Annotated in this window: 15 protein-coding genes; 5 read left to right on the top strand and 10 right to left on the bottom strand. The window is 39.1% G+C overall.

Annotation, left to right across the window (positions count from 1 at the left end):
- Positions 1 to 102 precede the first annotated feature (102 nt).
- The 7 genes from wecB to AB2J24_RS18845 form a co-directional block, all read right to left on the bottom strand.
- Entirely contained in the window at positions 103 to 1,233 is a 1,131-nt protein-coding gene (gene wecB, locus AB2J24_RS18875) for a non-hydrolyzing UDP-N-acetylglucosamine 2-epimerase (protein ID WP_367386648.1), read from the bottom strand.
- Positions 1,226 to 2,236 carry a polysaccharide biosynthesis protein gene (locus AB2J24_RS18870; RefSeq protein WP_367386647.1) on the bottom strand — a complete coding sequence of 337 codons (1,011 nt, stop codon included), beginning with the start codon at positions 2,234 to 2,236 and terminating at the stop codon, positions 1,226 to 1,228. Before AB2J24_RS18870 ends, wecB begins: the two co-directional genes overlap by 8 nt.
- Before the next feature lie 7 nt (positions 2,237 to 2,243).
- The gene (locus tag AB2J24_RS18865) at positions 2,244 to 3,101 is read right to left on the bottom strand and encodes a dTDP-4-dehydrorhamnose reductase family protein (protein WP_367386646.1); all 858 of its coding nucleotides are present in this window, start codon (positions 3,099 to 3,101) and stop codon (positions 2,244 to 2,246) included.
- The gene (locus AB2J24_RS18860) at positions 3,098 to 4,321 is read right to left on the bottom strand and encodes a glycosyltransferase family 4 protein (protein ID WP_367386645.1); all 1,224 of its coding nucleotides are present in this window, start codon (positions 4,319 to 4,321) and stop codon (positions 3,098 to 3,100) included. Before AB2J24_RS18860 ends, AB2J24_RS18865 begins: the two co-directional genes overlap by 4 nt.
- Positions 4,318 to 5,406 carry a glycosyltransferase gene (locus AB2J24_RS18855; RefSeq protein ID WP_367386644.1) on the bottom strand — a complete coding sequence of 363 codons (1,089 nt, stop codon included), beginning with the start codon at positions 5,404 to 5,406 and terminating at the stop codon, positions 4,318 to 4,320. Before AB2J24_RS18855 ends, AB2J24_RS18860 begins: the two co-directional genes overlap by 4 nt.
- 217 nt (positions 5,407 to 5,623) lie before the next feature.
- The gene (gene gmd, locus AB2J24_RS18850; RefSeq protein WP_367386643.1) at positions 5,624 to 6,736 is read right to left on the bottom strand and encodes a GDP-mannose 4,6-dehydratase; all 1,113 of its coding nucleotides are present in this window, start codon (positions 6,734 to 6,736) and stop codon (positions 5,624 to 5,626) included.
- Complete coding sequence (locus tag AB2J24_RS18845; RefSeq protein ID WP_367386642.1) at positions 6,733 to 7,716, bottom strand: GDP-L-fucose synthase family protein; 984 nt, start codon at positions 7,714 to 7,716, stop codon at positions 6,733 to 6,735. Before AB2J24_RS18845 ends, gmd begins: the two co-directional genes overlap by 4 nt.
- Positions 7,717 to 8,239: 523 nt before the next feature.
- Between AB2J24_RS18845 and AB2J24_RS18840 the strand changes: the two genes are divergently transcribed.
- From AB2J24_RS18840 to AB2J24_RS18820, 5 genes are read left to right on the top strand one after another with little or no spacing between them, the layout of a single operon-like run.
- Positions 8,240 to 9,370: an N-acetyl sugar amidotransferase gene (locus AB2J24_RS18840; protein ID WP_367386641.1), complete on the top strand. Its 1,131-nt coding sequence runs from the start codon at positions 8,240 to 8,242 to the stop codon at positions 9,368 to 9,370.
- Positions 9,367 to 9,978 (top strand): imidazole glycerol phosphate synthase subunit HisH, encoded by a 612-nt coding sequence (gene hisH / locus AB2J24_RS18835; RefSeq protein ID WP_367386640.1) that lies wholly within the window; start codon positions 9,367 to 9,369, stop codon positions 9,976 to 9,978. The genes AB2J24_RS18840 and hisH overlap by 4 nt, the downstream gene beginning before the upstream one ends.
- Positions 9,971 to 10,744 (top strand): HisA/HisF-related TIM barrel protein, encoded by a 774-nt coding sequence (locus AB2J24_RS18830; protein WP_367386639.1) that lies wholly within the window; start codon positions 9,971 to 9,973, stop codon positions 10,742 to 10,744. The genes hisH and AB2J24_RS18830 overlap by 8 nt, the downstream gene beginning before the upstream one ends.
- Complete coding sequence (locus tag AB2J24_RS18825; protein ID WP_367386638.1) at positions 10,741 to 11,991, top strand: N-acetyl sugar amidotransferase; 1,251 nt, start codon at positions 10,741 to 10,743, stop codon at positions 11,989 to 11,991. The genes AB2J24_RS18830 and AB2J24_RS18825 overlap by 4 nt, the downstream gene beginning before the upstream one ends.
- A 55-nt stretch (positions 11,992 to 12,046) precedes the next feature.
- Entirely contained in the window at positions 12,047 to 13,453 is a 1,407-nt protein-coding gene (locus AB2J24_RS18820; RefSeq protein ID WP_367386637.1) for a hypothetical protein, read from the top strand.
- A 69-nt stretch (positions 13,454 to 13,522) separates the two neighbouring features.
- On the opposite strand, the gene AB2J24_RS18815 is transcribed toward AB2J24_RS18820, so the two are convergent.
- The 3 genes from AB2J24_RS18815 to AB2J24_RS18805 all read right to left on the bottom strand — a co-directional run.
- Positions 13,523 to 13,717 carry an integrase core domain-containing protein gene (locus AB2J24_RS18815; RefSeq protein WP_367386636.1) on the bottom strand — a complete coding sequence of 65 codons (195 nt, stop codon included), beginning with the start codon at positions 13,715 to 13,717 and terminating at the stop codon, positions 13,523 to 13,525.
- Positions 13,663 to 13,956 carry a DDE-type integrase/transposase/recombinase gene (locus AB2J24_RS18810; RefSeq protein WP_367386635.1) on the bottom strand — a complete coding sequence of 98 codons (294 nt, stop codon included), beginning with the start codon at positions 13,954 to 13,956 and terminating at the stop codon, positions 13,663 to 13,665. The genes AB2J24_RS18815 and AB2J24_RS18810 overlap by 55 nt, the downstream gene beginning before the upstream one ends.
- Before the next feature lie 13 nt (positions 13,957 to 13,969).
- Positions 13,970 to 14,082, bottom strand: a 113-nt coding sequence (locus AB2J24_RS18805; protein ID WP_420883673.1) for an integrase core domain-containing protein, incomplete at its 5' end; no start/stop codon positions are given.

Genomic DNA, 14,082 nt, shown 5'->3' with positions numbered 1-14,082 from the left:
ATAAGGAGAATTGTTTCATTCAAATCCTAATGCATTTTAGCAGATGCTATCTAGAGATTACCCTTGTATCCCTTCACAGGACACTCAATAATGAATAGGATGCTAACTTTCAATTTTCCAAACGGTTCTATTGATGTAGTTAACATAGCTCATCACAACCCGTGATAATTGTCTTGATACAAAATGAGATTCATAATCCAATACCGGTACCGGGTAGGCGCCTTCTCGGTTATGTTGTTCGATAACCATAGCAACCGCCTGCAAAACATTCTCCTTTTTGAGGCCGCTCATAATTAGAGTGCCAACATCCATGCCTTCAGGCCTTTCATGAGCGTTGCGAATTGTAACTGCTGGCAGACCCAATAGTGAAGCCTCCTCAGTAATTGTGCCGCTATCGGATAGCGTACAATAGGCATTTATTTGTAAGTTATTATAGTCAAAGAAACCAAAAGGTTTTAAAAAGTGAACCCGCTCGTCAATATTATCGTGAGTTAATTCTTCCAAACGTTTTCGTGTTCGGGGATGGGTTGAAACAATTATCTGCATATTGAATTTATCTGCAAGTGAATTTAGGGTTTCAAGTAGGTCAGATAGGGCTTGTGGCGAGTCTACGTTTTCTTCCCTATGGGCGCTAACCAGCATGTATTTATGCTTATGAAGGTTAAGTTTAGAAAGAATATCCGAAGCTTTTATATGGGGAAGAAAATAATCCAAAACCTCCCTCATATGAGAGCCAGTTTTAATAATAGTTTCGGGTTTTATTCCCTCAGCCAACAGGTAGCGTCGGGCATGTTCGGTGAGTACCAAATTGATATCTGATAAATGGTCGATAATTTTGCGATTGAGTTCTTCTGGAACACGTTGATCAAAGCATCGATTGCCCGCTTCCATGTGAAAAATAGGTATCTTGTGGCGTTTTGCTGATATTACTGCAATACCAGAATTTGTATCGCCATAAATCATCACAGCATCGGGCTTTTCGATTGCCATTATTTTATCAGATTTGGAAATTACCTGAGCGATTGTCTGCGATGCCGTATCTCCCGCTGCACCTAAAAAATAATCTGGTTTTCTGATTCCAAGTTCATCAAAAAATACTTGGTTAAGTTCAAAGTCATAATTTTGCCCCGTATGAACCAAGATATGTTCAAACTGTTGATCAAACTCGGCAATTACGCGACACATCTTAATCAACTCAGGTCGAGTGCCGACTATAGTCATTACTTTAAGCATTCAAAGCCTCTTGAATTATATCTAGACTTAACAATAAACTCTTTATTTGATTTACGTCCAAACGTTCTGTGTTGTGTGACGTGTAATCACTAGAAAGAGAGATTGTTTTCTCTCCTTTAACAAAATACTTGTCATAATTTAGGTTTCTTGCGTCCATTGGAACTCGAAAGTAACGCTCCATATCTTCTGCTTTGCCCATTTCTTCGCGAGACAGCAATGATTCATATAATTTCTCACCATGGCGCGTTCCGATAATTTTTAACTTCGAAGATGTATTAAATAATTCATTCATTGCATGAGCAAGATCACCGACAGTAGATGCAGGTGCTTTCTGAACAAATATATCCCCCTGTCTTCCATGTTCAAAGGCATGTAATACTAGGTTTACTGAATCCTCTAGAGACATTAAAAAACGAGTCATGTCAGCATCAGTTACGGTTAAAGGAGAACCTGATTGCAATTGCTCTAAAAACAGTGGAATGACTGATCCGCGTGAAGCCATAACGTTTCCGTATCTAGTTGCACATAAAGTTGTTTCGCCAGGTTGCCTGATCCTGGATTTAGCTACCATGATTTTCTCAGCCATCGCTTTAGATATACCCATTGCGTTGATTGGATAGACAGCCTTGTCCGTGCTTAACACGACTACGTTTTTTGCATTACGGGTTACGGCAGCATTTAAAACATTTTCAGTGCCCTCAATATTGGTCTTGACTGCTTCCATTGGATAAAACTCACAAGATGGAACCTGTTTTAAAGCGGCGGCATGGAATACATAATCCACTCCGGACATTACTTCGTATATACTATGATAATCGCGTACATCGCCGAGGTAAAATTTCAAAGTTGGATTGTTGAATTTTTTACGCATATCATCTTGTTTTTTTTCATCCCTACTGAATATGCGTATTTCACCGACACCCCCTTTCAAGAGGCGCTTGACGAGCGCATTACCAAAAGAGCCGGTACCACCAGTGATCATAATTGTGCTATTAGCAAACATATTCTCTCTATCTATAACTATGCATTTGTTTAATTAGTTCATGCCAATTTGGTATAGTATACCCCATCACGTTTTTAAGTCTTTGAGCGTTCAACGATCGGTCAATTTCTATGGCATGATCAGGGATGATCTGTATATCTTTATCATAAATGTTCGCTATTAATGTAAGTAGATCAAATTTACTAATTGGATTTGATGCAACATGATAAAGGCCATTGAGGTCTGGGTGTTTGAGTATAATATCACGAACTAAACTTGCTAAAAAAACTGTTGGTAATCCAGAATATATTGCATTTTTAAAGCCTTTTACTGTTCCTTCTTGCGAGAGAAACCACTCAACTAACTCGTGTTTTGTTGCTAATTCATGCCCAATAAATGATGTTCGAAGAGTAAGAGTATGTTGAGAATTGACTTCCCCAATAAACTTAGACATTCCATAAAGATCATTTATATCCATTGGGTCAGTTTCAATATAATTTCCTTTTCTGCCGCTAAAAACGCAATCTGTGCTGAAATGAATTAATTTAGAGTCGCTAAGCTTGCATAGTTTAGCAAGCTGGTGTGGAAAAATAGCATTTACAGGCATAACCAAGGTTGGATCGTTGGAATATGCAATTTGTTTAACCAGTCCGATACAGTTAACTAGGAAATCTGGCTTAAATTCCGTTACAACCTGCATGATAGTATTGAAATTTTGTGCATCGACATTAAAAATTAACTTATCTGCAATTTCCGTCGTGAAATACGATTTAATTTCTGGAGATCTGGCCGTGCCGCAAACATTAAACTCCGGAAGCTCAGAGAAAATACGGAGCATGGTGTTTCCAATAGTGCCACTCGCACCCAAAATTAATACTCTAATCATATTTCTTTTTCCAGCACACGTTTGCACCAATTCTCAAGACGATCTAATAGCATTTCGCGATCATAATTCTCAGCGAAATACTTTTTTCCATTATCCCCCAATTCTATCAATTGTGATCTGGGTAATGAAGACATTTTCAAAATGGCTTCGGAAAGCGCTTTAGCATCTTCAGATGCTACTGTATAGCCAGCGCCGGAGTTGCGGACTACATTAGCAGTTTCGCCATCTATCGCCGAAATTATTGGCTTTCCAAATGCGAGATATGATTGAATTTTAGCAGGAACTGTTAATGCAAATATTGGTTTTTTACTCAATGTAGCTAGCATAACGTCAGCTTTTGCAAACCATTTAGGCATGTCTTTCACGGGATGGCGCCCCATGATATGCACATTTTGTTGCAAATCTCTCGCAATAATTTGCTTGCATACCCAGTCTCGATCACGACCATCACCTAAGATTATCCAATGAATGTGGGTGTGTGTTTTCAGCAATTTGGCAGCTGTGAGAATTGTCTCAAATGATTGGGCTTTGCCAATGTTGCCAGCAAACATAACGTGAAATCCGTCTGGTAGTGAAGGACCGTCCCAAATTGGCGGATTCGTTGTCTGAAACAATGTTTCAGCTCCATTAGGGAAAAATACGATGTCGTCCTTGCGCACCCCCATTTCAACTATTGGGTTAACAAATGCAAGAGATTGGACCAATATTTTCGTACAACCTTTGTAAATCCATTGAACCATTTTTCTGACCATGGAAAGAATGAACGGCGAATTAATAGCGCCGGTTGCGGACAGACTCTCGGGCCATAAGTCTTGCACCCAAAAAAGTATTGGAACATTTTTGATCCGGGCAATGAACCTTGCTGGAATCCCGACAGTTGCTGGAGATAGTTGACAAACGAAGATAATATCAAAGCGGCCGGAACAACGCATAATACCAAAAAAACATGCGCTTAAAGCAAAGGAGAGATAGTTCAAAGCAAGTCGTATTGTATTTCCCTTGCCCCTGGTTATTTGCGGAACTCTAATTATCATGCTTCCATCAAGGATCTCAGAATATGGACCCCACCACGAATAGTCATCGAATAATGTCCCTTTTGGGTAATTTGGCATTCCAGTCAAAACTGTAACCTCGTGACCTCGCTCAGACAGACCTTTTACAACATCATTTATCCTAAATTCTTCTGGATAGAAGTATTGGCTAATAACTAAAATTTTCACGTTTCTAAAAACTCATCTCGTAGGTTTTTTACAAAATCTTGAACAGATACGGTTTCTAAGGTATCATCAACGTCGCTGATAAATCTCATAACAGATCGCGCAATAGACAACTCAGAATCAGCATCAAATGTTTCTATCGGTTGAACGATATCTCGAACATAATCTAGTTCAGGTGCTATTATGGCTGTGCCTTCTTCTTTTGCTTCTACAAGCGGTATGCCAAAGGACTCAAATTTGGAAGGATAAATGAGTGCTGCACTTCTCCGATATTCTTCTAAAAGGATATCTTTCTTCAAAAACCCTAAATTTTCTATGTCCAAATCAAACTGTTTTTTCTTTGTCTCAATCAAGGAACAAAGGCTCGGCCATTGATTTTCATCTAAAGTTAATTTTAACTTAGGGAAATACCCCATTTCAGAAAGTAATACCCAAGCTTTGATAAGCTTATCATGGTTTTTATGAGGCTCGCCAGAAGCAGCATATATAAAACCATTTTTTTCAATTTTCAATTGTTCGCTAAGAACTGTTAAGGGTTTATTTTTGTTGATATCGATAAATGGCTTGATCTGGATATTAATGTGTTTGTTTTTAAATTTTTCCCGCAATAAATTTGCCATTGTATGGGTTTGAACACAATAGAGGCCGCAGGCGTTACGCCTGTGATATAGCCAAAGTCGCTCTATCACAATTCGCAGTTTTGTCTTGAAGTCAAAATTATTAATTGATTGGGAGTCTATAAGATATCTGTTTTGAACAAAAACCACACTATGTGCATTAATTGGAAATAGTGGAGGCAGATTTCCGAAAAAGAGCACTATATCATTTGAGTTAACGAACTTGTTTAACGACAATTCATGTTTAAATCTGGCCGTTAAGTTTGGTTTTATGTACTTTATTTTTGTAAAATGAGTAAGCTCTTTGGGTAACTGAAAACGTTGATCGGCAAAGACGAAATCCGGTTTGGTCTTAATAAGTGCTATTAGCAGCTCAGCGCCGCCGCCATTGTGTACATTAGCAGCATTGATGACAAGACGTGCAGTGTTATCTCTAGGTGCCGCTTTGTAGCGTTTTTTATGCACTGCCATATCAATCTATCCAAGGGAATTAGTGTTTATTTTTCGGGAATGAAAACCAACTAAACCTGAGCGCCGACGCAATTTCACCGATGTACATAGAACTAAAACTTCAAGTAAAACATCTAGAGCAAAAAAACAATGTTAAATAGTCAGCCATTACCCCCAAGACCTTAGTAATTATTATCTGAGAATTCGTTTCATCCAATTTGAAAAAAGTTAACAGGCATTACTTATCGTAGCCGTTTTGTTTCAGAAAAGCCATTCTCTTGGCCTCATTTAAGTCATTATAAACCATTTCTTTGCACATATCTTGCGCCGTGATCTCAGGAGTCCAATTTAGTTTTTCTTTGGCCTTTTTAGCGTCACCAAGCAATGTTTCAACTTCAGTAGGTCTGAAGTATCTTGGGTCGACACGTACGATTACTTGACCAACCTCAACTCCTGGTACTTCGGTTTTATCAACCGTGTCTATAATACCGATTTCATTAACACCTTTACCCTCAAATTTGAGGGTTATTCCTAATTCCGCCGCAGACCAGATTATGAACTCTCTCACACTGTACTGAACACCAGAAGCAATAATGAAGTCTTCTGGTGTATCTTGCTGCAGCATAAGCCATTGCATCCGTACATAGTCTTTTGCATGCCCCCAGTCTCTAAGGGCATCAAGGTTTCCAAGGAAGAGACAGCTTTCGAGACCCTGCGATATATTTGCCAAACCTCGAGTGATTTTTCGCGTAACAAATGTTTCACCACGTCGCTTACTCTCATGATTAAATAAGATTCCATTGCATGCATACATGTTATAAGCTTCGCGATAGTTCACTGTAATCCAATAAGCGTATAGTTTCGCAACTGCGTAGGGACTTCGAGGATAAAAGGGCGTGACCTCCGTTTGGGGGGTTTCTTGCACTAAACCGTACAATTCACTCGTGGAAGCTTGATAAAAACGGGATTTATCTGCAAGGCCTAGAATTCTAATTGCTTCGAGGATGCGTAATGTGCCCATAGCATCAACATCGGCAGTATATTCAGGGCTCTCAAAACTCACAGCCACATGACTTTGTGCAGCAAGATTATAGATTTCATCAGGTTGTGTTTCTTGAATTATACGAGTTAGGTTACTCGTATCTGTTAGATCTCCATAATGAAGGTGAAAGTTTTTATTATCTACATGTGGATCCTGATAGAGATGATCAACTCGTTGGGTGTTAAACAATGAGGACCTACGTTTTACACCGTGAACAAGATACCCTTTCTCAATCAAAAATTCTGCAAGATAGGAGCCATCTTGCCCGGTTACACCCGTAATCAATGCTACCTTTTGAACATTACTCATTTAGCAACTCCATTTTCTTCTAGAAACGAATGGTAAGTTTTCTTTATCCCATTTTGTAGGCCAATATTGGCACGCCAGCCAAGACATTCCGCCAAGCTTATGTCTAGGAGTTTTCGGGGGGAGCCATCAGGCTTACTAGAATCAAAACTAATTTCCCCATTAAAACCGATGACTTTGCTTACTAAAATTGCAAGTTCTTTTATGCTGTATTCTTGCCCACTTCCGATATTAATGTGATTTTGCATGGAATGTACTTTCGATCCGTATGTTTTCTGATCCATATTCATAAAATAAATGCTTGCATCCGCTAAGTCATCGACGTGTAAAAATTCTCGAAGTACATTCCCGCTTCCCCAAACGTTAACGACTCTAGTTTTTTGAACTTTTGCTGTGTGAAATCGGTGAATGAGGCCCGGTATTACATGACTATTGTCAGGATGGTAGTTATCACCAGGTCCATATAAATTAGTGGGCATTAAACTGCGATAATCGATACCATGCGATAAGCCATATTGGCGATTATAACTCTCACACATCTTAATTCCTGCTATTTTTGCAATTGCGTAAGGCTCGTTTGTTGGTTCCAATTTGCCTTTTAGTATTTCATCTTCTGTTATTGGTTGTGCAGCCAACTTTGGGTAGATGCAACTAGAACCCAAGAATAAAAGTTTCTTTACGCCGGTCTGAAATGCGCTTTCGATAATATTATTTTGAATCATCAGGTTTTGATAAATAAATTCGGCTGGATAGGTATCATTAGCATGAATGCCGCCGACTTTCGCAGCTGCAAGATAAATTTGATCTGGTTTTTCACTTTCAAAAAATGATCTAACCTTTGCTTGATCGGTAAGATCTAGTTTAATTCGTGAACGCGTAATTAGCTTAAACTCAGTTCCTTCGAATTTTCTAAGTTTACGATAAATAGCGGACCCAACCATTCCATTATGACCCGCGATGAATATTTTTGATTTAGGTGTCATGCAGATTATTTCCTTTGAATGTACTTCCGCAATAAATAAGTGGCGCTCAATATTAATTAATGAAGTAGAAAGTAACTGAGCCCATGGGTCGCATTGTATAACCTCTTTTATCACTTAGAACATAGAAATCTATCTATCTATGTTACCTATATTTTATTGTTCTAAACTCCATTGAAAGAGTGTGTGGCATAGATCACTGAAGTTTCTTGTTCAGCAACTCTCCAAATTGAATATCTGCTTTGATTAATGAATTAGTCGAATATGTCCTAGATAATTTGGACATAGTTCTTTATTAAGAAAAATGATTAATATAAACATAGATTTTTGGTGTTGGGGAATCGAGTCTTTTGAATCTGCCGTTAGCCGATGTGAAATGTTTTGGAAGGTACGAACTAAGAAGCCAAGAATGTTGCTTTGGGTAATTTACTCAAGTGGCGAGATTTACGTTATCCCCAAAGGACAGTTCTCATTGTTTGTTGCATGAGTACTTGATCTACTTGTCAAAGATTTGAAGAGCCATATAATGCGTTATTGTTCCCATTGTCTGCAGCCCGATACACGTCCAGGAACCATATTTACTGCGGAGGGAATATGTCCGGCATGCGACTATTTTCAGCATCACGAAAAAATTGATTGGCAAGAAAGATACGAAACTCTTATCGATCTAACTGCCAAATTTAAACAAACCTCTCGTAACAAATTTGATTGCATAATTGGTGTAAGTGGCGGTAAAGATAGTACTCGACAAGCACTCTGGGTCCGAGATAAACTCGGTCTTAATCCACTTCTTGCTTGCCTGACTTATCCACCACAACAAGTTACTAAAAGAGGCGTAGACAATATCTCGAATTTGATCGAGTTGGGTTTTGATGTGGTGATATCTGCACCTGCACCAAAAGTTTGGCAAAGTTTGATGCGCGAAGGTTTTATGCGTTTTACTAACTGGTGTAAATCAACAGAACTAGCGCTTTTTAGCGCGGTTCCTCAGTTAGCCATTCAATATAAAATTCCTCTCATTTTATGGGGTGAGAATCCTGGTTTGCAGCTTGGTGACTTGAATACTTTGGGGCGGACTGGATACGATGGAAATAACTTGCGCAATATGAATACCCTGGGCGGAGGTGGAATGGATTGGATCATTGACGCTGGATTTGCTGAGAAGGACCTTATTCCCTATCGATATCCGTCACCGGATGAATTTACTGCTCAGCAGCTACAGATTGTTTATTTGGGTTGGTTTTTAGGCGATTGGTCTCTAGTAAATAACGGTATGTATTCGGTGGCTTCAGGTTTGAAAATACGTGATGATACAGTCGAAAACACTGGTGATTTGTATGGAATTACGTCCTTGGACGAAGACTGGGTAACGCTTAACCAAATGATTAAATACTATAAATTTGGTTTCGGTCGAGTAACTGATTATGTTAATGAAGAAATTAGGCTAGGTCGCATTACGAGAGAGGCGGGCATTTGTTTAGTCGAACAATATGATGATTCGTGCGGTGAGAGTTATATTGAATCTTTTGCAAACTATATTGGAATAAGCGTTGAGCAGTTTTGGGAGAACGTCCACGGCTCTCTTAACAAACAGTTATTTGATATCAATTCAAGGGGACGGATTACTCGAAAGTTTAAGGTGGGGACTGGATTGTGATACGTAAAAGTATAGCCATAATTGACTATGGTGTTGGCAACCACGCTTCTATTCAACAAACTTTTAGGTCAATAGGGCATAAGTGTGTTGTGAGTAGAGATGCAGAAGTGCTTTCTCGAAATGACATGTTGGTATTGCCAGGAGTAGGCGCTTATCCAGCTGCGATGTCCGCACTTAATAAGTCAAGTTTGGTTGATTGCATCCGTCAGTTGGCAGCTTCTGGTAAGCCAATTCTGGGATTATGCCTTGGTATGCAGCTGCTTGCCGAAAGATCTAATGAAGGTGGCAATACCGCTGGCCTTGGTTTAGTCCCTGGTTATGTCGTTCAAATGGCACCTAATTTCGTCCATATTGGATGGAATACCATTGAGGTGGCAAGAGACGAAAGACTGTTATCGCCGAGTGATGGTGAAGATTTTTATTTTAACCATTCAAATGTTTTAGTAACCCCAAATGAGTACCAGATATGTAGGTTTGAGCGGAAACAAAAATTCACTGCCGCTGTTAGAATTGGCAATATTGTCGGGTGCCAATTTCATCCGGAGAAAAGTCAAGTGGCAGGAAAAAAGCTTCTTAAAAGTTTGGTAGAAGGTTTGACTGATGCTTAAGAAAAGAATTTTGGGTGTAGTTACGATTAAGAACGGTTGGGCTGTTCAATCTACTGGCTATAAACAGTATTTGCCTCTCGGTAGGCCGGAGTTTTTGGTCGAAAACCTGGATCGTTGGGGTGCTGATGAAATTCTTATACAATGTATAGATCGTAGTCGGCAGAAATTAGGTCCCGATTATGGCGTTTTGGCACTTGTTGCAGAGCGGTCGATTTCTACTCCGTTAATCTATGCAGGTGGTATTCGCAATCTAAAGGATGCTGTACGTGTTGTAAATATGGGAGCAGATCGTGTTTCGATTGACTCAATGTTATGGCATTCACCCCAAGAAATTGAGAGTATATCCGGTTCTTTAGGCGTTCAAGCTCTCATTGCTAATATGCCGGTTTGTTGCAAATCTAAATCGCTTTACTGGCGTAATTATATAAGCAATCAAGAGTTAAAGCTCGACGAATCAACTCTTTCAGGGTTGCCATTGAATTGTTTTTCTGAGGTTATGTTGACTGATTGGAAAAATGAGGGACAACTGCGTAGTTTTGATAGTAGTATTCCATTGCTTTTTCCAATGCCAGATAAACAATTGGTTCTGTTTGGAGGTCTCTCTCAGCCAGCGCAAATACAGAATGCTTTATTGAACCCCAACGTAGCCGCTGCTGGTATAGGTAACTTCTTAAGTTATAGGGAACATGCGATACAGGCAATCAAGAAACGTATAACAGATATTCCAACAAGACCAGCTTATTATGCTGAAGAAGATTTAAAATGATTCAGTTAGATAGAAGTCAAATTGATGTGCAAATGCAGACTTGTACCCGCTGTCTGTATACTACGTCTCATCCTCTAGGTTTAACATTAGATGAAGATGGAATATGCTCGGGCTGCAGGATCCATGACGAGAAAGATACTCTGGATTGGAGTGTTCGATGGAAGATGTTACAGGAATTAGTTTCCCAATACCGGGTTCCTAATGGTAGAAGTTACGACTGTATAGTTCCAGTCACAGGAGCCAATGATAGTTACTATATTGTCCACTTGGTAAAGCAAAAGCTTGGGTTGAATCCTTTACTCGTTACCTATAATAAATACTTCAACACACCACTGGGTGTGCGCAACTTAGCTAATTTAAGAATCAAGTTTGATTGCGACATACTAATACAAAATATTAATCCTAATTCGGTCAAGAATATTACCCGTACAACGTTGAGAGAACTAGGGAGCGTTTATTGGCCTTGTTTAGCTGGTCAAACAGTTTTCCCAGTCCAAACCGCAGTACGATATCAGATACCTCTTATTATCTGGGGCGCTCATCAAGGGGTAGAGCAAGTTGGAATGTTTTCGCACGAAAACGAAGCGGAGATGACACGACGTTATCGAAAAGAGCACGATCTAATGGGTAAGGAGGCGGATGACCTGATATCAAATTTTGATACCTTGAGTGAAGATGATATCTGGCAATACCGTTATCCAAATGATGCAGAGTTACAGAGGATAGGTGTTCGAGGAATATATTTGGGGAATTATGTTCGATGGGATCCAAAAGCACAACATGAGAAAATGATTAAATCTTATGGATATTCAACCTCAAATTTTCCTCGTACATTCGATGCTTACGATCATACTGATTGCTATAATTACATGGATTTGCATGATCACCTGAAGTTCTTAAAGCATGGCTATTCTAAAGTAACAGATCATGCTTCAAGAGAAATCAGACATGGTCGTATTAGCAGAAGCCAAGCTATTTCAATGGTAAGTAGTTATAGAGCTATTGGGACCCAATATTCCAATCTGTTTTGTGAATGGCTGGAATTAGATGATCAAAGCCTTGGATTTATTTTGGACCAACACCGAAATCCACTTCATTGGGAGAAAATACCCCCAGTTGATTGGAAGTTTAAGCACTCATTACCCCTCGTTGAAGAAGGAAAGTTTAACCATGGTTTCCAAGTAACCAACAAATTATCTATGGAAGAATCAGTATCGTACATAACTATTGGCAAGGGTTGGCCATAATGTTGTAGTCACACAATGAGTAATAATCAAAATTTTACTAAAGAAGGTCAGAGTTATGAATACAGCTCTTATAATGTCAGCTCCAGATGGTTCTCTGGCTGAAACCTTACTTAAATCGGGCATTTCTGATTTGGTTTGCGTAACAAGAGAAAATGTACATTTACGATCCTCTTCTAGCCTTCTTTCTGGCCGTGAAATAACTGGTCTATCCCAAGTTAAAATTGATATTCCAAAAATCAAGACACTACTTTTAGAAGCGTACCCTCTTATTGACCGTTGGGTTAGTAGGAAACACTCATTATCAACTACATTAGAACTGTGTTTAGAATATACAATCTTGCTAATACAAATTATTGAAAATAATCGACCTAGTCTAGCTATACTGGAAACAGGTGCGCCACACCATATGTTCAGTTACTGTTTGGATATCGCATTAAATTATTTAGATGTTCCGTTGTATTATTTATATGGAAACAGTATTGATGGACGTTGTTGTGTTGTTAAGGGTAAAGAAAAAACTTCTTTTGTCAGCGTAACTAATTATAATGCTCAGTCCTCAATTGATGCCTATATCTCCCAGGTAAAAGGTAGTAGTATTTACACGCCAGCTGATAGTACTGCCTCCATTTCGCATTTTTTACACAGGAATTTTTTATACGCCCTATACTTACACTTAAGGATTTCAGTCGCCAAGATTCGCAATAGACGGAGACGCAAGTTATCCGAATCGCCAATTTGCCTAAAACTACCATTTTTGAGTTTCTGGGAGGTTCTATGTGTTATTAGGGCCCAAATAAGCTACCAAAAAATTATTAACAGGCGATCAGAAAGATTCTTAGTTCAAAATGTTAACAGTGATGATATTGTCTATGTTGGTCACATGGTGCCGGAAGCTACAAGTTTTCCTGAATGTCCTAAATATCCCGGTGAGATTGATGTCTTAATTGATCTTAAAAACAGATTTCCAAATACAAAAATATATTACCGCGAACATCCTGCTATTAAGATTTTTGGAGAATTCGGACATCTTCACTTGCAAGGATTACATAAAAATCAATCTTTTTATAATCAATTAGCAAGGTTGGAAATTGATGTTGTTCCCGTAGAGATCCATATATCTAAAATTCGTGAGCGCGGTTGCTTGTTTGCAACGAAAACCGGTCGTGTGGCGGTGGAGAACAGCATACTAAATATTCCCACAATAGTTTATGGGTTTCCATTTTATGGAATAGATTTGCCGTTAACGCATCATATTTCTCGCTTGGCTTGTACAGCCTCTGTCCGCGAGATACAGTTGTATGCGTCGAAAATCAAAAATCCTCTTGATGCTGTTAGATCGTACCTAGTTTTAACCTTTTCAGGAACAATTGAAAACCCGGGCATTAGCGTTTACTCGGATCCCAAAGTTCGCCCAGTTTTTGAGCAGTCTTTAGTGAAGTTGATACAGAAACTATGCAACTAAAAATTATATGAAACTCATTTCAACACAAATGTTGAACTATTAAATACCTTTTTTTGTCCAGCCCCTATATTATGTGCCATTATTTAGAAGAGTTTCTGGGACGGGTGGCCTCATGTTTAGTGCCTGATGCGGTCTGATTGTGTTGTATTGTTTCACCCATTTATTGATAACAATTTTAGCCTGTTCTGTTGTTGTGAACCATTCTGCGTTTAAGACCTCATAACGTAAGGTTCCATTGAAGCGTTGTTGTAACCGTTCTCCCACGGGCTGCCCGGGTAGATGTGTAAGGGCTTAATATCAGCCTTCAGCAGCCAGGCCTGAAGTTTCTCAGCAATGAATTCCGGTCCATTGTCAGAACGAATATGTTCTGGTTTCCCATGCTTGAGAAATAGTGGGAATAAGGCTTCAATAACTTCCTCAGCACCTATTTTAGTGTTTACAGCCACACATAATGCCTGACCTGAGCCCAAACTTCCCTCCAGTAAATTTGGAGAATCTGTCATGATATTTATGGCGTTAAGCGGCCATGTTTTTCAAGTTTCTTTTTAAGGTGAATTCACTTGGTGTGAGATTGCCCAGTGATGAATGTGGTCTGTTTAAATTGTAATCCTCCTTCCATTCATGGATGA

The organism is Lentilitoribacter sp. EG35 (assembly GCF_040784015.1).
In the GTDB taxonomy this organism is placed as follows: domain Bacteria; phylum Pseudomonadota; class Alphaproteobacteria; order Rhizobiales; family Rhizobiaceae; genus Lentilitoribacter.
This window is presented reverse-complemented; position numbering and strand designations above follow the sequence as displayed.